Origin of the sequence: Umezawaea endophytica, assembly GCF_025061645.1 — a bacterium.
In the GTDB taxonomy this organism is placed as follows: domain Bacteria; phylum Actinomycetota; class Actinomycetes; order Mycobacteriales; family Pseudonocardiaceae; genus Umezawaea; species Umezawaea endophytica.
The window spans coordinates 141902-167100 of record NZ_JANYMP010000020.1; the positions used below are offsets into that span (position 1 = coordinate 141902).

The window sequence follows — 25199 nt, forward strand, 5'->3', positions numbered from 1 at the left end:
CTGTTCGGTAGCCGCATGTCCACCTCCGCGACGTTGTTGTGAGGCTTTGGTGTCAAAATCGTCGGACCGCGCCGAGCTTTACCTGAAAGCACTTGACCAGCTCATCGCCAGGGACGACCGCATTCGGCTGCACGCCGAGCCGGGCCGGGAGTTCCTGTTCCGACCCGGCCAACTGCTGGTCACCGCCGAAGACCTCCAGCGGGTAATCGCGAAACTCCGCGAAAACGGTTTCCGGTTCGAATTGGGCAAGGGATTCCTCGGTTTGGAACGGGTGATTCTGCCCAACAATCGCGATGACATTCCGCGGATCGTGCGGCTGCTGCGCGACCCCAAGACCTGGCCCGGTGAGCGGATCCCGCTGGTCCAGCCGCACCACCTCACCGTCGGGCACGGCGGCAACATGCACGGCTGCCCCGGCGACCGCCCCCGCCCGACCGACCCGCTGCCCAAGCCCGGCAAGCCGGACAAGGGCAAGGGCGTGACGATCGGCGTGATCGACACGGGCATCTCGGCGACCGCCGCGACGGACCACCCGGACTGGCTCGCCGGGTGGTACACCCCGCAGGCCGACGACGTCGACACCGCGTACGACCACGGCGACTTCTTCGCGCTCCAGGGCGGGCACGGCACGTTCGTCGCGGGTGTCGCGCGGCAGGCCGCGCCGGGGGTCCGCTTCGACCCCGAGGTCGCGCTCGACCCGAACGGCCTCGGCGACGAGGAGGCGCTCGCGACCGCGATCACCGGTCTCGCCAAGGGCGTCCAGATCGTCAACATGTCGCTGGGCTGCTTCACCCTCGACAACGTGGCGTCCGAGCCCGTGCGGCGCGCGGTCAACCTGCTGCCCAAGGACGTCGTGGTCGTCGCCTCCGCGGGCAACCAGGGCACCGAGCGGCCGAGCTGGCCCGGCGCGCTGGCGAACGTCGTGGGCGTGGCCGCGCTGGCCCTCAACGGCGACGGGACGATCGTCCCGGCCTGCTACAGCAACCACGGCCACTGGGTGGACCTGTGCGCGGTCGGCAACCGCAGCAGCACCTACCTCAAGGGCGAGTGGCAGCTACCGGGCGAGCCCGCGCCCGAGGCGTTCGACCGGTACGCCTACTGGGCGGGCACGTCCTTCGTGACCCCGCACGTGGCGGGAACCATCGCCGCGCTGATGACGTCGAACGGGATCAGCGCGCCACAAGCCCGTGACCTGCTGCTGTCCGGCCCGGAATTCCACCCCGGCTACGGCGTGCAGGTCCCCTGAGCGACCGGAAAATCCACTCCGACGTGTATCTGGCGGGCCCCTGGACGCTCCGACCCTTGTGGCAGCATTCGGAACGGCACCGACGGTGGACCCCGCGGTCAGACAAGCGCGTCAGTCCCTGCTGAACAAGAGGAGGGGACGTGACCCATGCGACCCCGATCGCCGCGCTCGTGGAGGCGGCGAGCGCGGGCGATCAGCGTGCCTGGAACGAGATCGTCGACCGCTACACCCCGCTGGTCCTGTCGGTGGTCTACCAGCACCGGCTGCGCCCGGCGGACGCGGCGGACGTGAACCAGACGCTGTGGCTGCGTCTCGTGGAGCAGATCGGCAGGCTCCGCGACCCGGACGCCCTGCCCGGCTGGATCGCGACGACGACCCGCAACGAGTGCCTGCGCATGCTGAAGCTCCAGCAGCGGACCCAGCCGTTCGACCCCCAGGCGACCGACGAGCAAGCGGTGGCTGTGGACCAGACCGACGTCGAGGCGGAACTGCTGGCGGCCGAACGGCGCCAGGCGCTGCGGGACGGGTTCCGGATGCTGTCCGACCAGTGCCGGGAACTGCTGGCGAAGCTGATGGCCGACCCGCCGCCGAGCTACGCCGACGTCAGCTCCCAGCTCGACATGCCGATCGGCAGCATCGGGCCCACCAGGATCCGCTGCCTGAACAAGTTGCGCAGGACGCCCGCGATCCTCGCGTTCACGGGCGCCGCCCCGGAGGGAGGTGTGCTCGGTGCAGCACTGGGACAGCGATGAACGCCTGCTGGGGGAACTCGGCGCCGCGCTGACCGAAGCGGCCTCCGTCCCCGCCTCGTTCCTGGAGGCCGGGCGGGCCGCGTTCGCGTGGCGGACGATCGACGAGGAACTGCTGCTGCTCACCAGTTACGACTCGATCCTCGACACGGAGCTGGCGGGCCGGGCGCGGGCCGTGCTGACCGCCAGGCAGCTCGTGTTCGACGCGGACGGCTTCTCGTTGCAGGTGGAGGTGACGGAGGCCGGGATCGCGGGCCAGCTCATGCCGCCGGGCCGCGCCGTGGTCGCGCTGCTCACCCCCGGCGGTCACGCCGAGGAGACCACGGCGGACGAGTTCGGCTCGTTCCTGCTGGGCCCGCCGCCGCCGGGTCCGATCCGCCTGCGCTGCACCGTCGACGGCACCACCGTGCAGACCGACTGGATCTGCGTCTAGCCCCGTCGCGTTCCCCCGCGGTCCGCGACGGGGCTGCCGTCCTCCCGGACCGCTCCGGCCGGGAACCGCCTCGCAGAAGGGTGAACCGGTCCCTGAGCCGTTCGGTCGATGGCGTTGCTCAGTAGGGTGGTTCCGTTCAGCGAAGACGTCTCGGAAGTGGGCTGGTGCGCGATGGTCGACCGGGTGAGCTGGGTACCGGAAGGGGTCAACGTCGATCTGCCCAGTTCGGCGCGGATCTACGACTACCTCCTCGGTGGCGGCCACAACTTCGCCGCCGACCGGGAGACGGCCGAGGAGCTGATCAGGGTGCTCCCGGTGCGGGACATGGCCCGCCTCAACCGCGCGTACCTGCGCCGCGCGGTGCTCGAACTCGTGGACCTCGGCGTCCGCCAGTTCCTCGACCTCGGTTCGGGCATCCCGACCGTCGGCAACGTGCACGAGGTCGCCCAGGAGGCCGACCCGACGTGCCACGTGGTCTACGTGGACTTCGAGCCGGTCGCGATCACGCACGCCGAGCTGCTGCTCGCCGACAACCCGAACGCCACCGCGATCCTGGCCGACCTGCGCTCGCCGGAGACCGTGCTGGCGGCGCCGGAAACGCGGCGGATGCTGGACTTCGACAAACCGGTCGGCCTGCTCGCGGTCGGCGTGCTCCAGTTCATCCCGGACGAGGACGACCCGTGGGCCGTCCTGCGCCGGTACCGCGACGCGCTCAGCTCCGGGAGCTACCTGGCGCTGTCGCACTTCACCCCGGACCGGATGCCCGAGGCGATGGCCGCGGGCGCCGGTGTCTTCAAGAACACCGCCGAGCCGATCACCCCGCGCACCGCCGAGCAGGTGCTGCGGATGATGGACGGCTTCGACGTGATCGAACCCGGTCTGGTGATGACGCCCGAGTGGCGTCCCGAGTCACCTGACGAGGTGGGCGACGACCCCGGTCGCGCCAACCTCTACGCGGTGGTCGGCCGGAAGCGCTGAAGCGCGGCCGTTCCACACCGCCAGGTCTGGTCGACGTCCACCGAGAAACGACGATGAGCAAGATCCCAGGGGCAACTCAGCCCTCGGACGGTCCGCCCCCGCCCGAGGTCGGCCCCGCCCACCCGACGCCGGGTGAGCGGTGGACGAAGGCGCTCGCGCGCACCGCGTACTCACCCACGTCCCGCCGGAAGATCCGCCGGGACGTGGACGCGCACGTGGCCGCGCTCGTGGCGCTGCTCAAGGCACCCGACTTCACCGCCGAACCCGCGCACGCGATCGGCGCGTGGCTGGTTGCGGCCCGCTACACCGGCCAGCGCAGCCTCCAGACCACCGTCGACGTCCTGGGTCCCGCCCTGCGCACCCACCCGGAGCTGCTCGGCGTCCCGAACCTGGCGGACCGCGTGGTGTTCGTGCTCGGCGCGCTGGCCGCGGGTTACGCGAACGCCGTGCGGGAGCAGATCTTCGAGGAGCAGGAACGGGTCCGCAACTCGCTGCTGCTCACCCTCGGCGAGACCCAGCAGAACCTCCACGACAGCGAGGCGCGCTTCCGGCAGGTGTTCTCCAGCTCCGCCGTCGGCATCGCGATCCTGGACCTGGCGGGCAACCTGGTCGAGGCGAACCCGGCGCTGGCGCACATGCTGGGCCACCAGGTCGACGCCCCCGACGAGGTCTTCGCCCCCGCGGACCTGCTGGCGCTGCGGGAGTCGAGCCACGGGCTCCTCGAGGCGATGGAGGAGGACGCCAAGTCCGAGCGCCGGTTCACCGGTCCGGCGGGCGACGAGATCTGGGCGAACGTGGTGCTGTCCGTGGTGCGCGACAGCGACGAGCAGCCGAAGTACTTCGTGGCCGTGATGGAGGACGTCACCGACGAGCGGCAGTTGTGGGAGTACCTGCGCTTCCAGGCGCTGCACGACGTGCTGACCGGTCTGCCGAACTGGCAGAGCTTCTTACCCCACTTGGAGAAGGTGCTCGGCAAGCTCCGCTCCCCGCACACCGTCACGTTGTGCTACCTCGACGTGGACAGCCTGGCTCTGGTCAACGACGGCGTCGGCTACCAGGCGGGCGACCGGCTCCTCACCGCCGTCGCGCACCGGCTGACGGCCGTCGTGGCGGGCGAGACGGCGATGGTAGCCAGGGCGGGCGGCGACGAGTTCGTCGTGCTGATCGAGGACTCCCCCGCCGCACCAAGCATTTCCGAGTGGGCCGCGCGGTTCGACGCCAGTCTCGCCGAACCGGTCGCGGTGGACTCGACGAGGACCACCGCGGTGTCCGCGGGCATGGGTTTCGTCCGCACCTCCGCGAGCGGCGTGGACGCGCTGGCGCTGGTGCGCCAGGCCCACAGCACCCTGCGGCGCGCGGAGGCCAAGGGCAAGCGCCAGTGGGCGTACTACGACCGGGACCAGGACGACCTCGACCGGCCGCGGCTGGAACTCGTCGCCACCCTGCCCGGCGCGCTGGCGGCGGGTGACGTCTACACCGAGTTCGAGTCCGTCGACGGCGTGGTGCTGGCCGCGAGGCTGCGCTGGGAACTCCAGGACGACACCGTCGTGGCGCACGACGAGGTCCTGCGCCTCGGGGACGAACTGGGCCACACCATCCCGTTGGGCAACGCGCTCCTGGAGCAGGCGTGCGCCAGGGCGGCCGACCCCGACGAGCACCTCCCGGTCCTCGTCCGCCTGTCCCCCGACCATTCCCGCGACCCGGACCTGACCGCCGTGGTCGGCCGAGCGCTGTCCACCACCGGCCTGGAACCGCACCGGCTGTGGCTCAGCCTGTCGTTGCGCGGACTGGACAACGAGGAGGGCCAGGACAACCTGTCGGTGCTGGCCGACCTCGGCGTGAAGGTGCTGCTGCACGACCTGTCCGGCAGCGTGACCGAACTGTCCACTGTGGAGTTCGGCAGGCCGCACGCCGTGGCGCTCGCCCCGGTGCCGGACAGCCCGCTCGCCCGCGCCACCACGACCGCGCTGGTCCCGCTGCTGCGCGCGGCCGGGGCGCTGGTGATCGCCGACGGGACGACAGCGGAGCAGGACGACTGGTTCCGGTCGATCGGCGTCGACCTGCTGCTACCCGACCAACCCGCGGCGGACGAGTACTAGCGACCCGACCATCATCGGCGCGGTCGGCGGAACAGCTCCGGCACCCCGTCCGCAGGAAGGACGAGGTGCCGGGGCCGGGGTGTTCGCTAGTCCACGAACTCGTACGCCCACTCGGCGTTCACGCCGAGCTTCGCGGTGCTGAACGCGGCTTCGACCTCGGACTTCTCCCGCGCGTTCGGGTACGGGTTGGTGCAGGACACGCCCGCGCTGCTGCCCGACATCAGGCTGGTGCACGGGCCCGGCTTGCGGTCCGGCTGGCCGAGGATGTGGCCCAGTTCGTGAGCGGCGATCCGGATGGCGTTGTAGCCCTGGTCGGTGGCCTGGCGGCCCATCCAGACGCGGCCGTTGCCGAGGCTGGTCGTCTGCGCGCGCGGCCAGCCGTCGTCGGCGACGACGCGGATGTTGGCGGAGCTGGACGTGGTCGACACGAGCCGGACGTTGACCACGCTGGAGTTCCAGATCTGGGCGCCCTGGTCGACGGCGGCCTTGAACTCGGCGGCGCCGCTGGCGTTGTAGGTCAGGGTTCGAACAGCGGCTACTTCGACGTCAGGGGATGCGGAAGCGGCGGGCGCGTGCAGGCTGATGAGCCCGATCGCGACCACCAGCGCACCAGTGATCTTGCGTAGCACGGTAATTCTCCTCGTTGCAGGGAAAATCATGCAGGGAATTCGACCGTAACGACGGAACGGACAGGACCGCAAGAACGGTTAATGTGATTCAGCGGCGGAACGGACCGGTGACCTCGTAGGTGATCCCGCCGCTGCTGCTGCCGCTCGTGCCGCGCTGCGAGGAGAAGTAGAGCCGGTCGCCCGCCGGGCTGAACGCGGGTCCGGTGATCTCCGACGAGGTCTGGTTCGGCACCCGCAGGAACGGCGCCACGACACCGTTCGGCGTGATGAGGCAGATCTCCATGTTGCCCCCGTCCTCGGCGACGAACAGGTCCCCGGAGGTCGAGCGGGTGATGTTGTCGACGCCCGTCAGCGGCGCGGTCCCGGAGGTCACCAGCGAGTCGTCGTAGGTGAGGCTGATCGTGCTCGCGCCCGCGTCGTACGCCCACACGCGGTTGTCGCCCTTGGTGGTGAACCAGCACGTCCCACCGGCGTAGTAGCACCCCTCACCGCCGTTGAACCGCTTTGCGCCGGACACCTGCGAGCGCGTCGCGGTGGGGCTGCCGTCGGGGTCGGGTACGACCTTCCACGTCACCGGCCCGGAGGTCTGCGAGGTCGCGCCGACCATCACCTCCAGCGTCCCGGTGGATAGGTCACCCCAGGTCGTGGGCTTGAACCGGTAGAAGCACCCGTCGGTGACGTCCTCCGTCAGGTAGACGTAGCCGTGGTCCGCGTCGGCCGCGCAGGCCTCGTGCTTGAACCGCCCCATCGCGGGCCGGGCGACCGCGGCGGTCACGCCCCACGGGTCGGTCTCGAAGACCCGCCCGCGGTCCACCTCCTCGCAGGAGAGCCAGGTCCCCCACGGCGTCGCGCCGCCCGCGCAGTTCACGTTGGTACCCGACAGGGTCCGGTACGCGCCGGTGATGTCGCCCGTGGAGGAGAAGCGGATCGCCCCGACGCCACCGGTCGAGGACACCTCGCTGTTGGACACGTAGATCCACCCGCCGCCGTCGGCGAAGCACGCGCCGCCGTCCGGGGCGGGGTGCCAGGTGTAGGAGGTGCTCGCGACCTTCTGGCCGCTGCGGGCGACGACCCGGCTGGTGAACCCGGCGGGGATCATCAACCCGCTCGCGTCGACGGCCTGGGGAGGCCCGTAGGGGCTCGGTCCCGGTTGGGCGCCCGCGGCGAAGGCTTCCGCCCACGAGGCGCCGCCGAAGGCCGCGGCCGCCGTTCCGACGACCGCGACCCTCAGGAAGTTCCGACGTTCCACCGTTGATCTCCGTCCATCCGAGAACGCTGACCCAACGGGCCAACGTTCTCGGAATAGCGGAGAAAAATGGTGTACACCACCTGAAGAAGTAGCTAATTCAGGCGTATGTCGGTTGGCGCAGCGCGTGTTCCACCAAAGTGATGAGCGTCTGCTTGGTCGATTGGCGGTTGCGCGCGTCGCAGGGAACGATGGGCACGGACTGCTCGATGGTGAGCGCCTCGCGGATGTCCTCGACCCGGTGGTGCATGAGGCCGTCGAAGCAGTTCACCCCCACCACGTACGGCAGCTCGCGGTCCTCGAAGAAGTCGATCGAGGCGAACGCGTCGTCGAGCCTGCGGGTGTCGACCAGCACGACGGCGCCGATCGCGCCGCGCACCAGGTCGTCCCACATGAACCAGAACCGGTGCTGGCCCGGCGTGCCGAACAGGTACAGGATCAGGTCGCTGTCCAGTGACACGCGGCCGAAGTCCATCGCCACGGTGGTGGTGACCTTGTTCGGCGTCGCCGACAGGTCGTCGATGCCGACGCTGGCCTCGGTCATCACCGCCTCCGTCGTCAGCGGCACGATCTCGGACACCGACCCGACGAAGGTCGTCTTGCCCACGCCGAATCCACCAGCCACGACGATCTTCGTCGACATGGTGGGCTTGGCGGGCGACCCCGGTCGTCCGAGAGCACCAGAGCTCATCGCTGGTCTGCTTTCCCTTGAGTAGTTGGTCAGCCGCGCATCGACACGTGCAGTTGCGAGCGGATCTCCGGCGTGAGCTGGATGCCGACCCGCTCGACGAGGCGGGTCATGGCGTAGCCGATGAGCCCGATGTCGCAGTTGGGCGCGGCCAGCACGGCGAGGCAGGAGCCGTCGCTGATCGACATGAGGAACAGGTAGCCCCGCTCCATCTCGACGACGGTCTGCTTCACCTCGCCCGCCTCGAAGCAGCGCGCCGCTCCGAGGTTGAGGCTGACGAGGCCCGAGGCCACCGCGGCGAGCTGTTCGGCACGGTCGGTCGGGAGACGCTCGGATCCCGCCAGGAGGAGGCCGTCAGCGGACACCACGATGGCGTGCGCGACTCCGGCGACCCTGCTGACGAAATCCTCGACCAGCCAACTGAAGTTGTCCAGTTCTTCGGACGTGGTGGTCACTGCTGCTCCTTCTCTGCGCTCATGTCCCCTGAGGTGCTGCCGAACAAGGGACTGTCCCACGACTCGATGTCGTCGAGGGATTCGCGTCCCAACTGCACGCCCCGCTGGTAGGTCGCGAACTGCTGGCGCAGACGCTCGGCGGACCGCCGCCGCGGCGGCGCGACCGCCGTCGCGACCGAGGCGGTCTGACCGCCCCCCTGGCCGGTCTGCGCCTGCTTGGCGGGCGCGGAGCCCTGCTTCGCGGGCGAGCCGGGGATGAGACGCGCGTTGGGGACCCGCTTGGGGAGCCCAGCGGTCGTCTTGTCGTCCACAGCGGACTTCAGGACCTTGTTGGCCGTCTGCCAACCCTCGTCCGCGACGCCCCAGTCCGCCTTCGGCGACTTCTTGCGCGCCGGGGCGGGCGGGGTGGCCTCGGCGGGCTCCCGCTTGGGGAGCTGCGGCGAGGCCGTCCGCTGGACGGGCGGCTCGGCCGCCGCGGGCGGGAACATCTCGGTCGCCTCGGCGACCTTGGCGTGCCCGTTGCCGTTGGTGTGGCCGTTGCTCGGCGCGTCGGCCGCGTCGCCGCCCTGGAACCAGCGCGACAGCACGTCCTCGTAGATCGGCAGCCGCTCGGTGACCGGCTCGACCTTCGGCTTCGCCGCGGGCTTGCGCGGCAGCGCGGTGCGCTCGGCGGCGGGCGGGTACGAGTAGTCGATCGGGTCGACGCCGTCCGGCTGGACGGGCTTCATGCCCTGGATCGTCGCGGTGAACAGGCCCTCGGTCGACGTGCGCTCGACCAGGTGCTCCGCGTGCGGGTCCTCGTCGGGGGAGGACAACACCTGCGGGAACTGGCCGGACTGACCGGGTTCGAGCTGTCCGGGAGTCCACTTGGGAACGCCCGCGATGACGCCGACGCCGGTCTGCTCGACCTGGCCGGAGAGGTGGTCCTCGAAGCTCGACGCCGCCGACCGGGCGGGCGGTGCGGGCGGGAGCTGCGAGATGCCCTTGTGCAGCAAGGAGACCGGCAGGACCACCTGTGCGGTGACGCCGCCCTCGATGTCGTCGTTGTTGCTCAGCGTCACGCGGATCTCGTGGCGCTTGGCGAGCTGGCCGACCACGTAGAGCCCCATCTCGCGGGCGACGGAGACGTCGACCTCCGGCGGCTCGTTGAGCTTGTGGTTGGCCTCGTCGATGTCGTCCTCCTGCATGCCGACACCGCGGTCGTGGATGCGGATCGCGATCTCGCCGCGCCGGGTCTCCGTCGCCCGCACCGTGACCTTGGTGGTGGGCTTGGAGAACGCGGTCGCGTTGTCCAGCAGCTCGGCGATGAGGTGCGCGAGGTCGTTGACGACCCGGCCCTGGACCTTGATCTCCGGACCGGGGGCGATCTGGATCCGGGCGTACTTCTCCACTTCGGACACCGCGGCGCCGAGCACCTCGGACACCGGGACGGGCCGGGTGACGCGGCGGTTGACCGTCGTGCCGGAGAGCACCAGGAGGTTCTCGCTGTTGCGGCGCATCTGCGTCGCGAGGTGGTCCAGCTCGAACAGGCTGGCGAGCTGGTCGGGGTCCTGCTCGTCCTGCTCCAACCGGTCGATCACGCCGATCTGGCGCTCGACGAGCGCCTGGCTGCGGCGCGACAGGTTGATGAACATGTCGTTGACGTTCGCGCGGAGGGCCACCTGCTCGACGGCGAGGCGGACCGCTTCGCGTTGCACCGCGTCGAACGCGCGGGCCACCTGGCCGACCTCTTCGGTCGTGTTGATGGGCACGCGGAAGAGGGCTTCCTCGGCGGCCAGCTCGGGGTCGCGGTGCTGGCGGATCCTCTGGATCGCCTCCGGCAGCCGGTTGCGCGCCACGTCGAGGGCGGTGCGGCGCAGGACCCTCAGCGGGATGACCATGGAGCGGGCGACGATCGCCATGAGGCCGAAGGCGACGATGAGCGCGACGAGCACGAGGGCGGCGTCGCGCCAGGCGCCCGCGCGGCCCTCGTCGATCAGCTTGTTGGACGCGACGACGATCTGGCCCTCGATGTCGCGGGACACCGTGCTGATCAGACCGGCGGTGTCCTCGCCGAGGCGGAGGACCTCCGCGTCGGAGATCGTGACCCGCTGGTCGTCGTCCTCCTCCTGGCTGATCTCCTGCTGCACGAGCGCCAGTTGGACCAGCCGGTTGCGACCGTCGACGGCGCCACCGGACACGACGTCCTGGAAGCGCTGCCGGTTCTCCTGCGAGGCGGAACCGGCGAAGTCGAGCAGTGCCGCGTCCAGCCTCGACTGGGCGGCGCGCAGCGCGTTGACCTGACCGGGCGCGAACTCGCCGCGCTTGGCCGTGGCCAACAGGATCGCGTTCTGCTGCGCCATCTGCTCCCGCGCGCTGTAGAGCGCGAGGTTCGCCGACGACAGCGGGGTCAGGCTCGAGTTGCTCACGCTGCCCGCCGTGATCCGGTGGACCTGGTTCACGGCGGTGAGGATCTGGCTGTACGCGCTGAGCACCGAGGCGTCCGGGTAGCGCGTGGTGAGCATCGTGTTGCGCAGGGAGCTCAGGTTGTCCAGCGACTGCAACGACTTCTGGAACGCGTCGGCCACCGCGGGGTCGATGCCCTCGGTGGAGACCGCCACGTCCCGGTACTTGCCGACCTCCACGTCGACCTTGGCGGCGCGGGTCACCTGTTCCGCGCCGTTGTCCGAGCGGTTGCCCGCCACGAAGTGGACGGCCGCGTCGCGTTCGAGTTGGAGCGCGTCGGCCACCGACGCCGCCTGGGCGCTGAGCGCGAGTTCGCGCTGCACCTTGCCGAACAGCGCCACGTCGTCGAGCTGGCTGTTCAACCGCAGTCCCGCGAGCGCGAGCGTGCTCAGCGCGGGGACCAGCAGCACCACGGCCAGTTTGCTGCGCAGGCGCCAGTTGGTGAGGCGCCATCGTCGGATGCCACCTGGCGCAGCCATGGCATCCGTGTCTGCGCGAGCATCCCGGCCGCCGGCAGCGGGACGGGATGACGCGGAATTCGCGGTCGGAACCGAGTAGGCGGGTCTACCGCTCTCGGAATCCGACTCTTGTCGGGCTCGCTCCGGATCGGATCCGGACGCGGGGTCACCGTGACCGCGCACCGTCAGCACACTCCCCAGCTTCCAAGCCGATGAAAGGAAACTTCTGTTCAAACCTGGTGGATCTTCGGGTAAAAGCGGCCGAAGTCATACCGCCATATGGCGGACTTGGTCGATAGTTCACAAATCAACCAGTATGACTGTTCCATGTGAGAAGGCCACTAAACACTCACTAACAGGGGTGGTTCACGACATATTCACCGTTGAGACCGGTGTGAAACAACTGCGGGGAGCCGAACACTCTCCCCGCAGTCGTCTGATTCGTCAGCTACCCGAGGTGATGAGCATCGGCTTGATGTCCATCTCCTTCTCCAGCAGACCGTAGGTCTTCATCAGGGTCGCGACCCTCTGGAGGCGCGTGGCGTCCAAAGTGGTGGGGAACTCACCGAAGTGGACGAGGCTGGCGGTTTCCTTGTCCACCTTCGCGTACTCCTGGAGCAGCGGCTCGACCGTGGGGCGGTCGGCGGCGTCCTTCTGCCCCTTGGCCATGGCCCGCTGGAACGCGGCGACGGTGTTCGGGTTCTCCTTGGCGAACTTGCCGCTGGTCGCGTAGCCGGCGATCGGGATGTCCGCCGTCGGGCCGCTCGCGGCGTCCAGGGCGGTCACGGAGCCGATGGCGCGCTGGGCGCGCGTGATGAACGGCTCGACCATGAACGCGGCGTCGACGGTCTTGTTCTCGATCGCGGCCTGCATGTCCGGGAACGCGAATTCCTTGAACGTGACCGTCTTCGGGTCGACGTCGTTGGCCTCGAGCGTGGCCTTCGCCGTCAGCTCAGCGATGTTCTTGAAGGTGTTGATCGCGATGGTCTTGCCCGCGAGGTCCTTGGGGGACTTGATGGGCGAGTCGGCGGTCGTGACGATCAGGAACATGTCGGGCTTGGCCTGGTAGCCGTCCGACACGAGCTTGAGGCCGTCGACGGCCTTCGCGGCCTCCTTCGACTCGGCGGCGAAGAACGACACCCAGTTGCCGAAGCTCATGTCGAGGTCGCCGCTGATCAGGCCGGGGATGGCCGCTGCGCCACCCTGGATGACCTTCAGGTCGACGTCGAGACCCTCCTCCTTGAAGTAGCCCTTCTGCAACGCCACGTGGACCGAGGCCACGTCGAGGATCGGGAGGACACCGAGGGTGATCTTGCTCTTCTCGAGCTTGCCGGTCGCGGGCTTCTCGGCGGCGGGGGTTTCCGTCGAGCCTCCCAGAGCGCCGCAACCTGCGACGGAGGCGAGCAGCGCGAGGACGGACAAACCGCCGACGATCATGCGGGCGTGGCGGCCGACTCTTCGAGTCATCTGAAGCACTCTCCTGGTTGGAGCGGGGGCGTTCGTTGCGGGGGATTCTCGATCGACCAGAACGCGGCGAAAACCACTCAAAGTGACACTCGCGGTTCACTAGGACCCCGGTCGACCGACACTCGAAGGCTGTATCCACTACCTTCGGTGAGCATCTTTGCACAGGCCGTCCAGAGGCAGGGGTACACGGTGAGACAAGCTCATCTCGAATGGACCATTCAGAGCACAGCGCTTCCCGTCGTCATCATCGGCGCCGGACCAGCGGGTTTGATGGTCGCCAACCTCCTCCAGCGGGCCGACGTGCCGTGCGTCGTCCTGGAGCGGGGAACGCGTGAGTACATCGAAACGAGACCTCGCGCGGGAATGTTGGAGGACCGGTCCGCGCGGATGCTCGAACGGCACGGCTTGGCCGACCGAATGCTCACGGAAAGTGACACTCACACTGCGTGTGAATTCCGCATCGACGGGAAAGCCCACGAGCTGAACTACTCCGAGCTGTCCGACGGCAAGACCCACTTCGTCTACCCGCAGCAGGAGGTCGTGACCGACCTGCTGCGGCAGTACCTCGACGGTGGCGGCGACATCCGTTTCGAGGTCTCCGACGTCGAACTCCAGGACCAGTTGGAAGAGACGCCGTCGGTGTCGTGGACATCGTCCGACGGGACGCGCGAACAGCTCGACTGCTCGTTCATCGCGGGGTGCGACGGCTTCCACGGCGTGACCAGGAAGAGCATTCCGGCGGGTGCGGTGAAGGAATTCACCCACCAGCACGGCATCGGCTGGCTCAGCATTCTCGCCGAGGCTCCCCCGTCGACCGAGAAGGTCATCTACGCCCTGCACGCGGACGGATTCGCGGGCCACATGCTCCGCAGTTCTACGGTCAGCCGCTTCTACCTCCAGGTCCCCGTCGGCGAGGACGTCGACAACTGGCCGGACGAGAAGGTCTGGAGCGAATTGCACAAGCGCTTGGCGCTGCGCGACAGCGACTGGACGCTCACCGAAGGAAAGATCATCGAGAAGCGCGTGCTGGACATGCGCTCGCACGTGGTCGAGCCAATGAGGTACGGGCGCCTCTACCTGCTGGGCGACGCCGCGCACATCATCACCCCGATGGGCGGGAAGGGAATGAACCTCGCCCTCAACGACGCCGAGGTCTTCGCCGACGCCATCGCCTCCTACTACCACCACAAGTCCACCACGGGCCTGGACGACTACTCGGCCGTCTGCCTGCGGCGCGTGTGGCGTGCGCAGGAGTTCTCGCAGTGGATGGTGGACCTGGTCCACCGTAACGAGCAGCCGTTCTTGAGCCGATTGGGCCATGCCCGGTTGCAGCACTTGATCCAGTCGCGCGAGGCGGCTGCCTCGTTCGCCCACATGTACGTCGGGGCGAACTGACCGTTCCGACGCACGAAAAGGATTGTCTCATCTCGCGAATAACACAAATTCGGCGCACGCGGTGAGCCGATATTTACCGAAGGTCGAGCCCCCGGCTCCCGCGGCGCCCACCGCGGTGGGCGGGGGCTCGATCCGTCTCCGCGCAAGGGTCGTTCGTCTGTTTTTCAAACAGGACTTCGACGGTGTCCGAGGGTCGAGGCGCAGGTTCTGATTCACGCCCTGGTCGTGGATTTGCCACAGCGGTGAATCGGTGTCGATTTCCCGAACCGCGATCCACTTCCGCTTTGCCGGAAGGCCCCGAGTTCCCACCCGACCCCCTCATCGCGGCCGATGCATTGACGAGCTATCGATCGGTGCCGCGCGGAGGAGGTCGCGGGAGAAGTGCGGACCGGGTCGCACGGCGTCGCACGGCGCCGGCCTCGGAGCACTCTCGCGGGATCGTCGCCGAACCGGATCGCTAATCGTCGACAAGGCGCCCCAGGAAGCGTTTTCCGGTCACGTCCGGCACTCCGCGCCAGTTCTCCCCCGGAGTTCCCCGAACGGGCCCCTGGCAAACCTCAGGGGGTCGCGCGACCCTCTCCGCGCCCCTGATCCCCGACTTCCCGGCACGACCGGCCACGGCCGCCCAAGGCCTTTGTGGACAGTCGGGAGCAAGAGCATGCGGTCCGGCGGATCGCGTTCCGGGACACCGGACACGGCCACTCGGAGTGTCCACAACGACCTGGAATTCCGGAGGACCGGACAGTCTCCGGCAACGTTCGGTAACCACCGCACCGGAATAGAGCCGGGCACGCGCGTCCGAACGGGGGACGCCTCCGAAGCCCCCTCATCGCCTTCTGAACAAGCAAGAACACGATCTGGTCACACTCTGGAGGCCCTCGGCGCCACCCTGGGCCACGTGGCCGTCCGGACATTCCAGGTCGCGACTATTTCGTCGAAAAAACCGAAAGTCACCAATTGAGACGCGGCTTGATCTATCCAGAGGCCGCGTGGAACCCCGACAGGAGAAGGAAAAAGCCCTGAAACGCCGCAGGCGCCCCTGGACCCCCGAGAGCGGGAGTTACCAGGGGCGCCCGTTTTTCGGCGCTACCGGTGGAACTCAGTTGGTCGCGTGGTCCTCCGCGTGCGCCTCGCGCAGCGCGGCGCGCTCCGCCTCGGCCCACTTCGCCGCCACGGCGGCCTCAGCGGCGACCTTGCGCTGCGCGGTGGGCCTGCCGACGTTGAGCAGCCGGGCCACCTCCCCGCGCAGCGTCACGAACGCGTCCGACTCGCGGGTGGTGATCTGGTCCCGCACACCGGGCAGGTCGACCCTGAGGTCGGCCACGACGGACGCGGGCGAGTTGGACAGCACCAGCACCCGGTCGCCGAGGTAGACGCTCTCGTCGATGTCGTGCGTGACCACGAGGACCGTGGTGTTCTGCTCCCGCTTCACCTTCAGCAGCAGGTCTTCCAGTTCGAACCTGGTCTGCGCGTCCACCGAGGCGAACGGCTCGTCCATCAGCAGCAGCGCGGGCTGGTAGGCGAGCGCCCGCGCGATGGAGACGCGCTGCTGCATGCCCCCGGAGAGCTGCCACGGGTACTTGCCGACGGCCTTGGCGAGACCGACCAGTTCCAGCGCCTCGGCGGCGCGGGCGCGGCGCTGCTTGCGGCCGAGGCTGCGGCGCAACGGGAACTCGACGTTGCGCTGCACCGAGAGCCAGGGGAACAGCGAGCGGCTGTAGTCCTGGAACACCACGGCCAGGTCCTCCGGCACACCGTCGATCTTGTTGCCGTGCAAGCTGATCCCGCCCTCGGTGGGCTTGACCAGACCGCAGATGGTCCTCAGCAGCGTCGACTTGCCGCAGCCGGAGGGACCGACGACGCACACGAGTTCTCCCGCGCCGACGGTGAACGTCAGGCCGTCGATGGCGCGGTGCGCCCCGTCCTTCGCCTGGTAGGTGTGGCCGAGTCCGGCCACGTCGAGCATGGCGGTCATGTCAGTCCCCTGCCGTCGCGAGTTGTACGGGCTTGCTGTGCTCCTGCTTGGGCTGCCACCCGAGCACCCGGTGCTCGACGGCCAGCAGCACGGTGTTCAGCGCGTAGCCGATGACACCCAGCAGGACGATGCCTGCCCACATGTTCGGGAAGTCGAACTCCCGTTGTGCCACCAGGAGTTGCGACCCGATGCCGTTGTCGGTGCCCACCAGTTCGGACACCACCATCAGCACCAGGGACAACGACAACGAGACCCGCAGTCCGGCGAAGATCTTCGGTGCGGCCGACGGCAGCACGACACCGAGCACCCACTGCCACTTCGGCACGCGGAACACGGCGGACGTCTCGTACTTCAGGGTGTCGACGGACCGGGCTCCGTCGATCGTGTTGAGCAGGATCGGCCACAGGACACCGAAAACGATGGTGGCCAACTGCATCGAGGTACCGACGTTGAACAGCAGCAGGAACACCGGGACCAGCGCGGGCGGCGGGATCGACCGCATGAAGGTCAGCAGCGGACCGGCGAACTCCAGTGCCGTCCGCGACCGTCCCAACGCCACACCGAGCGAGATGCCGATGGCCGCGGCGATGGCCCAGCCACCCATGAGCCTGGAAACACTGGGGATCAGGTGTTCGAACACGATGTCCGTGAGGAAGAGCTGGTCCGGCGGACCGGAGAGCCAGAGCTCCCGCGCGGCTTCGGCGATCTCCGTGGGGGGCGGGAAGAACGGGTCGTCGGCCAGCACCGTGGCGATCTGCCACACCACGACCAGACCGGCGAACACGATCCACCGCTTGAAGAACTTGGTCATGCCCTACCTCCGGTGGCCGCGTTCCAGCCGACCCACCGGCGCTGGGCCCGTTCGAGGCCCTCGTTGACGAGGTAACCGATCACACCGGCGACCACGGTGCCCGCGAGCACGAGGTCCATCCGACCGGCGCCGCTGCGGGCCAGCATGATGAACTGCCCGAGGCCGCCGCTGCCGCCCGCGAGCAGCTCCACGCTCACCAGGACCACGAGGCTCGTGGTGGCGGCGAGCCTGATGCCCGTGAGCACGAACGGCAGCGCGCTGGGCAGCGCCACCGAGAACAGCACCCGGACCCGGCCGGTGCCGAAGACCTTGGCGGTCTCGACCAGTAGCGGGTCCAGTTCGTCGAGCGCGTAGATCGTGTTGAACAGGATCGGCCAGATCGCCGCGTACACCGCGAGCACGATCTTCGTTTCGGGGCCGATCCCGAGGAACACGATGGCCAGCGGAATCATGGCCACGGAAGGAATGGGGCGCAGGAACTCGACCACCGCACGGGTCGCGTACCGCACAGCGGGCACGCTCCCGAGGATGAGGCCGAGCGGGACCGCGATCCCAACGGACACACCGACTGTGATCAGCAGCGCCAGTACCGTCGCGAGCACGTCGCGCAGGAACAGCTGATCACCCAACAACTTGCCGAGCTCGCCGAGAACCACACTAGGTGGCGGCAGGTATTCCGCGGAGACGAGCCCGGACCGGCCGAACAGTTCCCAGACAAGCAGGAACCCGACCACGCCGAGCACACCTCGGGTGAGGGCACGCACGCCGAACGCCTCTCCAATTGATCATCATCGGGACGACCCGGACCAATCTAGAGACTTAAGACCCTGGGCCACAATGAGTGGCGAGGAAACTTCGCAAAGTTACACGGTTGTACTGGGTCGCCGTTGATCGGCGCCGAACGGCGGGATTTCGGCCACGGGCGGTGTTCCGCCGCTCACGCTGAGCCGATTGCCGCAACGCCCTGCTGCGGCGGACGCAACCGCGGGTCGGCGGAAGGGCGCAACGGGTCTCACGCCGTTCCACGTCAAGAAGAATTCCGTTGGCTGGAAGATCTTCCTCGGTGATCACACCCACTCGCGAATATTCCAGCCAAGAAAAAAGCCGATCACCGAGAACCGGGGGTTCTCGGTGATCGGCGAATTCAGGGGTGGGTACCCGTCACAGCCCCACGAGCTTGTAGAGGGACCCGACCTCCTGGCGGTTCAGCACCCGCATCGAGCCCGGTCGCTGGTTGCCGAGCTGCACCTCGCCGATGTGCGTGCGCACCAGGCTCGCGACCGGGTAGCCGACGTGGTCCAGCAGCCTGCGCACGATGTGCTTGCGGCCCTCGTGCAGGACCACCTCGACGAGCGCCTTGCCCGGCATGGAGTCGACAAGCTTGAACGAGTCGACGCGCGCGAAGCCGTCCTCCAGCTCGACGCCCGCGCGCAGGCGCTTGCCGACGTCCTTCGCGACCGGGCCCTGCACCTCGGCGATGTACGTCTTCGGCACCTCGTACGACGGGTGCATCAGCCGGTGGGCGAGGTCGCCGTCGTTGGTGAGCAGCAGCAGGCCCTCGGTGTCCGCGTCCAGCCTGCCGACGTGGAACAGCCGCTCGCGGCGCTCGTGCAGGTAGTCGCCGACGCACGGGCGGTGCTGGTCGTCGTGCATGGTGGACAGCACGCCGCGCGGCTTGTTCAGCACCAGCGTGACGACGTCGTCCTTGAGGACCACGCGGACGCCGTCGACGTGCACGACGGCCGTCTCCGGGTCGACGCGGCGGCCCTGCTCGGTGACGACCTCGCCGTCGACGGTGACGCGGCCGAGTTCGATCAACTCCTCGGAGACCCGCCGCGAGGCGATGCCCGCCTTGGCGAGCACCTTCTGCAACCGGATCCCCTCGTCGTTGGGGTTGGGTCGCGCGGAACGGGTTTCAGACATCGTCGATCGCATCCACTTCGGGCAACAGGGGAGCGATCGGGGGCAGGTCCGCCAGGGACGACAGGCCCAACCGCTCCAGGAACAGTTCGGTCGTGCGGTAAAGGATGCCACCAGTGTCGCTGTCGGTACCGATCTCGCTGATCAGACCCCGTGCGACGAGCGTGCGGATCACGCCGTCCACGTTGACCCCGCGGACCGCGGCGATGCGCGCCCTGGTGACCGGCTGCCGGTAGGCGATCACGGCGAGCGTCTCCAGAGCGGCCCTGGTGAGCTTGGCGCGCTGCCCGTCGAGCAGCAGCTTCTCCACGTAGGGCGCGTACCGGTCTCGCGTGTAGAACCGCCAGCCGTCACCGATTCTACGCAGGTCGATGCCGCTGCCCGACTCGGTGTACCTCGCGGACATCCTCTTGAGGGTCTGGGTGACCCGCTTCACGGACTGGCCGAACACGTCGGCGAGCAGCTTCTCGCTCGCGGGCGAGTCGATGACGAGCAGCACGGACTCCAGCGCGCCCTCGAACTCGGCGTCGTCCGAGAGGTCCGGCCCGACCTCGACGACCTCGGCGTCGGCCTCCTCCGGGAGGTCCGGTTCAGCGACGACCGGCTCGGTCACCCGTACTCCTCATCCTCGTCGAACTCGACCACCGGCGCGTCCTCGTCGCCGATCCAGCGGACGACCAGCTCACCGAGCGGGTCGGGCTGGTCGAACGCCAGCACGGTCTCGCGGTACAGCTCCAGCAGCCCGAGGAACCGGGCCACCACGTCCAGTGTCTCCTCGCAGTCCTTGACCAGCTCGCTGAACGTGAGCTGACCGGCCGCGATCAGCAGCGCGCGCATCGAGTCGATGTGCTCGCGCACGGACACCTTGGCGACGTGCAGGTGGGTCAGCGACACCGTGCGCGGCGGTTTGGGCCGGAACACGGACGCGGCGATGTCGGCGAACCGCTTGGGCGTGACGCCGAGCATGACCTCGGGCAGCAGGCCCTCGTAGCGCGGTTCCAGCGCCACCGACCGCGGGTAGCGGCGCTGCGCGCCCTTCTCCAGCTCGCCGAACAGGGCCGCGACCTGCTTGTACGCCCGGTACTGGAGCAGCCGCGCGAACAGCAGGTCACGGGCTTCGAGCAGCGCCAGGTCCTCCTCGTCCTCCACGTCGCCCTGCGGCAGCAGCCGGGCGGCCTTGAGGTCGAGCAGGGTGGCGGCGATGACCAGGAACTCGGTCGTCTCGTCCAGGTCCCACGCGTCGCCCATCGCCCGGATGTAGGCGATGAAGTCGTCCGTCACGGTGTGCAGGGCGACCTCGGTCACGTCGAGCGTGTGCGCCGAGATGAGCTGGAGGAGCAGGTCGAACGGGCCTTCGAAGTTCGTGAGCTTGACCCGGAACTTGCCGTCGCCCGCGTCGGGTTCGGCGGGGGTGGGGTCGACCGGAGCCTGCTCGGCCGGGTCCTGCCCAGCGGGGTCCTGCTCGGCCGGCTCCTGTCGGGTCGTGTCGGGGGTGGTCACCTCTGGCGCAGTCTCCGGACGAGCTGCGACCGCTCCCCGTGCTCCTCGAAGTCGGCGAGCAGCACCGCGATGGCCTCGCGCACGATCCGGCCGCGGTCGACGGCCAGCCCGTGCGCGCCGCGCAGCGACAGCCGCGCGTGCTCCAGCGCCAGCAGCTCCTCGTCGGACACGTACACGGTGATCTTGGTGTCGTGCTTCTGCCTGCCGGTGCTCGGCCGGTCGGGAACGGCGGCGGGAGCGGGCGGGGCTGGTTCGGGGTCGACAGGGCGTACGAGACTGGTCGGGCGGAACAGTTCGGACGCGCCGGGCAAAGAGGCGCGACGAGTCACCTGGCGATCACCTCGCGCGCCAGCGCGCGGTAGGCCTTGGCGCCCGCGGAGCGGGGCGCCCACTTGGTGATCGGCTCGCCCGCGACCGTGGTCTCGGGGAATCTCACGGTGCGGTTGATGACCGTGTCGAACACGATGTCGCCGAACGCCTCCACGACCCTCGCCATCACCTCGCGGGAGTGCAGGGTGCGGGGGTCGTACATGGTGGCGAGGATGCCGGTGATGTCCAGCTTCGGGTTCAACCGCTCCCTGACCTTCTCGATGGTGTCGATGAGCAGGGCGACCCCCCGCAGCGAGAAGAACTCGCACTCCAGCGGGATGAGGACGCCGTCAGCCGCCGCGAGGGCGTTGACCGTGAGCAGGCCGAGCGACGGCTGGCAGTCCACCAGCACGTAGTCGTACTGGTCGATGACCGGGCGGAGGGTGCGCACCAGCGTGTGCTCGCGGCCGACCTCGGACACGAGCTGGATCTCGGCTGCCGACAGGTCGATGTTGCTCGGCAGCAGGTGCATGTCCTCGACGCCGGTCTCCATGATGACGTCCTGGACGCCGACCGCGCGCTCCATGATGACGTTGTAGATCGTGTTGTCGAGCTGGTGCGGGTGGATGCCGAGCCCGACGGACAGCGCGCCCTGCGGGTCGAAGTCGACGAGCAGCACCTTGCGGCCGTACTCGGCGAGGGACGCGCCCAGGTTGATCGTGGACGTGGTCTTGCCGACCCCGCCCTTCTGGTTGCAGACCGCCAGGATCTTCGCGGGGCCGTGCTGGGCGACCGGCACCGGGTCCGGGGTGAAGCGGAGCGCTCTCCCCGTCGGGCCGATCTCGCCCGCCTGCTGGTCCGGACCGTCTTCGTCGTGCTGCGGCGCGGCGTGCGGGGCGAGGCTCAGCTCGACGGACGCGCGGGGGACACCGGGCGACGGCGGCGGCGGAGCGTCGTACGCCCTGCCCTCCACGTGCTCCGGTGTCGACATCGCAACCTAACTCCTCGTAGTCCTCGACCTGGGCGCAGCCTAAGGCCGTGACTGGGCAGCGGCAACGCGCCTCGCCGTAGCGCCGCGCACCGTTTTCCGCCTACCGTGAGCCGAACGGCTCAGTGGACCGCCTCCATCCGCGCACCCGCCTCCATCCGGGCGGCGGCCGACAGGACCACGTCGAGCAGCCCAGGGAAGAGCTGCTCCAGGTCATCGCGGCGCAGCGACACCCAGCGCTGGTTGCCGCAGCACCGGGTCCGGGTGATCCCGGCCTCCCGCAGCACCCGCAGGTGTTGGGACAACGTGGATTTGGCCACGTCCACGGCCATCGCTCCGCACAGGCGCTCGCCGTCGGCCTCGATCTGCCGGACCACGGCCAGTCTGGTGGGATCGCTCAGAGCGTGGAGCACCGCCGAGAGCTCGATGGCCGGGGCCTCCGGCTCGTCCAGGTTCGGCACGGTTCGCGGTACCTCCCGCTCCGGTGGGACTCAGGTGCGGACACCGTACCCGCGGCTGCCGAATGATCGCTCATATTCACGAAACCCTCATTGTCACGAAGTGGCACGGGGGTGCGCGGTGGCGTAGACCTCGCGCAGCGTGGTGACCGTGACCAGCGTGTACACCTGCGTCGTCGTCACCGACGCGTGGCCGAGGAGTTCTTGCACGACGCGAACATCCGCCCCGCCCTCGAGCAGGTGGGTGGCGAAGGAATGCCTCAGGGTGTGCGGCGAGACCACCGCCGTGATGCCCGCGCGCTCGGCCGCGGTCTTGAGGACCTGCCACGCAGTCTGGCGCGACAGCCTACCGCCGCGGGCGTTGAGGAAAACCGCTGGCGTGCCACGACCTTTGGCCGCGAGACCGGGCCGGGCCCGCACGAGGTAGGTCTCCAGCGCCTGGAGCGCGGGCCTGCCGACCGGCACGAGCCGCTGCTTGCCGCCCTTGCCGTCCAGCAGCGCGGTGCGCTCCCCCGCGTCGACGTCGTCGACGTCCAGCCCGACCACCTCGGAGATCCGCGCGCCCGTCGAGTACAGCAGCTCCAGCAGCGCCCGGTCGCGCAGCGAACGGGGGTCGTCGCCGGGGTGGGAATCCAGCAGCCGCAGCACGTCGTCGACCGGCAGCGCCTTCGGCAGGCGCCGCGGCGGCGTCGGCGGTGCGATGTCGCGGGCCGGATCGCCCGGCACGACCCCCTCGCGGTGGGCGAACCTGTGCAAACCTCGCACAGCGGACAGCGTGCGGGCCGCCGACGACGCGGCCAGGCCGCTTTCCCGCAGTGTGGCCAGGAAATCGCCGACGTGCGCCTCGGTGACGGCCGCGAGGTCCGTGACGCCGCGCGACTCGAGGTGCTCGGTATAGCGGCGGAGGTCGCGGCCGTAGGACTCCAGGGTGTTGCGCGCGGTGCCGCGTTCGACGGCCAGGTGGTCGAGGTACGTCCGCACCACGCTCGCGAGCGTCACAGGTCCACCGCCGGGCGGGCGTGGGTGGATGGGTGGTTGGGCAGCACGGCTGGGCGGTGGTGGGCGGCTTGGCGGTCGTGCACGGCTGGGTGGTTGTGGGTGGCTTGGCGCAAACCCTTGCGCGCCAACGGCGGGTCCGCTGCCGGTCGCGGGCCGTGGTCGATCGCGGCGCCCACGGGCACTGGTCGGGGCAGCGCTCGGCGGCCGTGCCGCACCCGCTCCGCGACCCGGTTCGCGTGGTTCTCCAGCTCAGGTGGAATCCCGACCAGCACTCGTCCAGCGTAGGCCGGACGTGGTGTTCCGGCGCGTTCCGGCACGGTCCACCGCACGTCATCGGTTACCGTTCCGGCCGTGTCAGGACCTTTCGAGCCGAACCCCGTGCGCATCGGCAACCAGCAGCGCGAAGAAGCCATCCGCGCCCTCAACGACCACTTCGCCGCCGGGCGGATCGAGATCGGCGAGTACGAGCAGCGCGTCGCGTACGCGTCGGCCGCCCAGACCATCACCGAACTGGGCTCCCTCTTCGCCGACCTGCCCCAACCCCACCCCCCGTTCCTGCTCGCCCCACCCCCACCGCAGTACGGCACGGCCTACGCACCCCCACCCGCGTACACGCCCCCGTCGGGTTACGGCCCCGCACCGGGCTACGGCACGGCACCGGGCTACCAGGTGCCGTTCGCGCCGTACGGCATCGACCCGCTGACCGGCTACCCGCTCTCGGACAAGTCCAAGGTCGTCGCGGGCGTGCTGCAACTGTTCGTCGGCTACTTCGGCGTGGGCCGCTTCTACATGGGCGACACGACCATCGGCATCGCCCAGCTCCTCACGTGCGGCGGCTGCGGCATCTGGGCACTCGTCGACGGCATCCTGCTGCTGGTCAACGGCGGCACGGACGCCCAGGGCCGACGCCTACGCGACTAGGTTCCGCACCACACCCCAGACCAGCCCGACCACGATCACGACCTGACCCACGCGCGGGGAGACCTGGGGTGGTTTGGTGTTCCGGCGGTCCGCCTGGAACCACCTCAGCCAGAGCCAGGCGAAGAGCGGGAGCCCGGCGATGAGCATCACGGGGTTGAAGTGCCAGGCGGCGGCGAGGTCGCCGTGGAGAAGTGAGTAGACCATGCGGGTGGAGCCGCAGGCCGGGCAGTCGAGACCGGTGAGCCAGTTGAACGGGCAGCGGGGAAGCCAGGAGCCGGGGCGGGTGGGGTCGGTGAAGTACACCGCGGCTGCTGCCCCGGAGGCGGCCAGGAGGGCTCCGATGGGGCCGGTGACGACTTTCCGCAACCGCGCGACAACAGTCATGACACCCCTTTCGGGGATGAGTCTGGCTTAGTGGGGTGGGGATTGGGAGGGCGGGCGGGGAGTGGTGGGGCTCGCGGGTGGGCTTGGCGGTGCACTTCGATGTGGGAGCGCCTGGCTGGACCTGCCCCTCACCGTGGAAGCACTCACCCGGACCTGCCGCAGCCCTCGCTGTGGACGCATCCATCTGGACCTGCCGCAGCCCTCACCGTGGACGCTCGCAACTGGACCTGCCACTGCCCTCACCGTGGACGCTCGCAACCCGGCCTTGTCCCTGCCCCTCACCGTGGAAGCACGCAACCGGACCGGACCTACCCAACTAACCCGCCACACACTTCCCCCGCCGCCCCCATCCCCAGCGCCCTTCGTGTCTCTTTCGCTTTGTCAAGGCATCTTTCCCGCCTTGACAAAGCGAAAGAGACATCGAAACAATTGCGCGAGCGGGGTGGCGGGGGAACCCCTCAAAGACATACCCGTGGGTCACAGCGTGGTACAGCAACGCACCGAACTCCCAGCGGCGATGTGGCCGATTTGACTTGGGGCCCCTAGATTTGCCCCTTCGCCGGACAATAAAGGGCAGAGGTGAAGCTGCCGTCCGGCGCAAGTTTAAGGGGCAAATCCCCCAAGTAAAATCGGCCACGCTGCGTAG

At 69.1% G+C, this 25199-nt stretch carries 25 protein-coding genes; 7 read left to right on the top strand and 18 right to left on the bottom strand.

Features of this window, described 5'->3' with window-relative positions; all coding sequences use genetic code 11:
• The first annotated feature begins 49 nt into the window (after nucleotides 1–49).
• The 5 genes from NZH93_RS33845 to NZH93_RS33865 all read left to right on the top strand — a co-directional run bounded on the left by NZH93_RS33845 (nucleotide 50) and on the right by NZH93_RS33865 (nucleotide 5505).
• Nucleotides 50–1246: a S8 family peptidase gene (locus NZH93_RS33845; RefSeq protein WP_259627347.1), complete on the top strand. Its 1197-nt coding sequence runs from the start codon at nucleotides 50–52 to the stop codon at nucleotides 1244–1246.
• A 140-nt stretch (nucleotides 1247–1386) separates the two neighbouring features.
• Entirely contained in the window at nucleotides 1387–1998 is a 612-nt protein-coding gene (locus tag NZH93_RS33850) for an RNA polymerase sigma factor (protein ID WP_259627348.1), read from the top strand.
• Nucleotides 1976–2428 carry a hypothetical protein gene (locus NZH93_RS33855; RefSeq protein WP_259627349.1) on the top strand — a complete coding sequence of 151 codons (453 nt, stop codon included), beginning with the start codon at nucleotides 1976–1978 and terminating at the stop codon, nucleotides 2426–2428. Before NZH93_RS33850 ends, NZH93_RS33855 begins: the two co-directional genes overlap by 23 nt.
• 183 nt (nucleotides 2429–2611) lie before the next feature.
• Nucleotides 2612–3406, top strand: a complete 795-nt coding sequence (locus tag NZH93_RS33860) for an SAM-dependent methyltransferase (RefSeq protein WP_308214268.1) — start codon at nucleotides 2612–2614, stop codon at nucleotides 3404–3406.
• Between the two features lie 53 nt (nucleotides 3407–3459).
• On the top strand, nucleotides 3460–5505 hold the full coding sequence (locus NZH93_RS33865; protein WP_259627350.1) for a diguanylate cyclase domain-containing protein: 2046 nt from the start codon (nucleotides 3460–3462) through the stop codon (nucleotides 5503–5505).
• 86 nt (nucleotides 5506–5591) lie between these two features.
• Here the strand turns inward: NZH93_RS33865 and NZH93_RS33870 are convergent, their stop codons facing one another.
• The 6 genes from NZH93_RS33870 to NZH93_RS33895 form a co-directional block, all read right to left on the bottom strand.
• Nucleotides 5592–6134 (bottom strand): snapalysin family zinc-dependent metalloprotease, encoded by a 543-nt coding sequence (locus NZH93_RS33870; RefSeq protein WP_259627351.1) that lies wholly within the window; start codon nucleotides 6132–6134, stop codon nucleotides 5592–5594.
• Nucleotides 6135–6222: 88 nt separating this feature from the next.
• Entirely contained in the window at nucleotides 6223–7383 is a 1161-nt protein-coding gene (locus NZH93_RS33875; RefSeq protein WP_259627352.1) for an alkaline phosphatase PhoX, read from the bottom strand.
• 97 nt (nucleotides 7384–7480) lie between these two features.
• Nucleotides 7481–8071 carry a GTP-binding protein gene (locus tag NZH93_RS33880; protein WP_259627353.1) on the bottom strand — a complete coding sequence of 197 codons (591 nt, stop codon included), beginning with the start codon at nucleotides 8069–8071 and terminating at the stop codon, nucleotides 7481–7483.
• 29 nt (nucleotides 8072–8100) lie between these two features.
• Nucleotides 8101–8523: a roadblock/LC7 domain-containing protein gene (locus NZH93_RS33885; protein ID WP_259627354.1), complete on the bottom strand. Its 423-nt coding sequence runs from the start codon at nucleotides 8521–8523 to the stop codon at nucleotides 8101–8103.
• Nucleotides 8520–11447 carry a sensor histidine kinase gene (locus NZH93_RS33890; RefSeq protein ID WP_259627355.1) on the bottom strand — a complete coding sequence of 976 codons (2928 nt, stop codon included), beginning with the start codon at nucleotides 11445–11447 and terminating at the stop codon, nucleotides 8520–8522. Before NZH93_RS33890 ends, NZH93_RS33885 begins: the two co-directional genes overlap by 4 nt.
• 423 nt (nucleotides 11448–11870) lie before the next feature.
• Nucleotides 11871–12893, bottom strand: coding sequence for an ABC transporter substrate-binding protein (locus tag NZH93_RS33895; RefSeq protein WP_259627356.1), 1023 nt, complete (start codon nucleotides 12891–12893; stop codon nucleotides 11871–11873).
• 189 nt (nucleotides 12894–13082) lie between these two features.
• On the opposite strand from NZH93_RS33895, the gene NZH93_RS33900 reads away from it, so the two are divergent.
• Nucleotides 13083–14288 (top strand): 4-hydroxybenzoate 3-monooxygenase, encoded by a 1206-nt coding sequence (locus NZH93_RS33900; protein ID WP_259627393.1) that lies wholly within the window; start codon nucleotides 13083–13085, stop codon nucleotides 14286–14288.
• Between the two features lie 1099 nt (nucleotides 14289–15387).
• Here the strand turns inward: NZH93_RS33900 and NZH93_RS33905 are convergent.
• The 11 genes from NZH93_RS33905 to NZH93_RS33955 form a co-directional block, all read right to left on the bottom strand.
• Nucleotides 15388–16263 (bottom strand): ABC transporter ATP-binding protein, encoded by an 876-nt coding sequence (locus NZH93_RS33905; RefSeq protein WP_259627357.1) that lies wholly within the window; start codon nucleotides 16261–16263, stop codon nucleotides 15388–15390.
• Nucleotide 16264: 1 nt separating this feature from the next.
• A complete protein-coding gene (locus NZH93_RS33910; protein WP_259627358.1) occupies nucleotides 16265–17074 on the bottom strand; it encodes an ABC transporter permease in 810 nt (269 codons plus the stop codon).
• Nucleotides 17071–17838 (bottom strand): ABC transporter permease, encoded by a 768-nt coding sequence (locus tag NZH93_RS33915; protein WP_259627359.1) that lies wholly within the window; start codon nucleotides 17836–17838, stop codon nucleotides 17071–17073. The genes NZH93_RS33910 and NZH93_RS33915 overlap by 4 nt, the downstream gene beginning before the upstream one ends.
• 397 nt (nucleotides 17839–18235) lie before the next feature.
• Nucleotides 18236–18997, bottom strand: a complete 762-nt coding sequence (locus NZH93_RS33920; protein WP_259627360.1) for a pseudouridine synthase — start codon at nucleotides 18995–18997, stop codon at nucleotides 18236–18238.
• Nucleotides 18990–19607, bottom strand: coding sequence for an SMC-Scp complex subunit ScpB (gene scpB / locus NZH93_RS33925; protein WP_259627361.1), 618 nt, complete (start codon nucleotides 19605–19607; stop codon nucleotides 18990–18992). The genes NZH93_RS33920 and scpB overlap by 8 nt, the downstream gene beginning before the upstream one ends.
• Nucleotides 19604–20494, bottom strand: coding sequence for a segregation and condensation protein A (locus NZH93_RS33930; protein ID WP_259627362.1), 891 nt, complete (start codon nucleotides 20492–20494; stop codon nucleotides 19604–19606). The genes scpB and NZH93_RS33930 overlap by 4 nt, the downstream gene beginning before the upstream one ends.
• Entirely contained in the window at nucleotides 20491–20823 is a 333-nt protein-coding gene (locus NZH93_RS33935; RefSeq protein ID WP_259627363.1) for a hypothetical protein, read from the bottom strand. Before NZH93_RS33935 ends, NZH93_RS33930 begins: the two co-directional genes overlap by 4 nt.
• The gene (locus tag NZH93_RS33940) at nucleotides 20820–21794 is read right to left on the bottom strand and encodes a ParA family protein (RefSeq protein WP_259627364.1); all 975 of its coding nucleotides are present in this window, start codon (nucleotides 21792–21794) and stop codon (nucleotides 20820–20822) included. The genes NZH93_RS33935 and NZH93_RS33940 overlap by 4 nt, the downstream gene beginning before the upstream one ends.
• A 119-nt stretch (nucleotides 21795–21913) precedes the next feature.
• Nucleotides 21914–22252, bottom strand: a complete 339-nt coding sequence (locus NZH93_RS33945; RefSeq protein WP_259627365.1) for an ArsR/SmtB family transcription factor — start codon at nucleotides 22250–22252, stop codon at nucleotides 21914–21916.
• Nucleotides 22253–22345: 93 nt separating this feature from the next.
• Nucleotides 22346–23248, bottom strand: coding sequence for a site-specific tyrosine recombinase XerD (gene xerD, locus NZH93_RS33950; RefSeq protein WP_259627366.1), 903 nt, complete (start codon nucleotides 23246–23248; stop codon nucleotides 22346–22348).
• Complete coding sequence (locus tag NZH93_RS33955; RefSeq protein WP_259627367.1) at nucleotides 23245–23520, bottom strand: hypothetical protein; 276 nt, start codon at nucleotides 23518–23520, stop codon at nucleotides 23245–23247. Before NZH93_RS33955 ends, xerD begins: the two co-directional genes overlap by 4 nt.
• A 79-nt stretch (nucleotides 23521–23599) precedes the next feature.
• On the opposite strand from NZH93_RS33955, the gene NZH93_RS33960 reads away from it, so the two are divergent.
• On the top strand, nucleotides 23600–24169 hold the full coding sequence (locus NZH93_RS33960; RefSeq protein ID WP_259627368.1) for an NINE protein: 570 nt from the start codon (nucleotides 23600–23602) through the stop codon (nucleotides 24167–24169).
• Here NZH93_RS33960 and NZH93_RS33965 read toward each other — a convergent pair.
• Nucleotides 24158–24553 carry a DUF2752 domain-containing protein gene (locus tag NZH93_RS33965; RefSeq protein ID WP_259627369.1) on the bottom strand — a complete coding sequence of 132 codons (396 nt, stop codon included), beginning with the start codon at nucleotides 24551–24553 and terminating at the stop codon, nucleotides 24158–24160. The genes NZH93_RS33960 and NZH93_RS33965 overlap by 12 nt on opposite strands.
• Nucleotides 24554–25199: the final 646 nt, after the last annotated feature.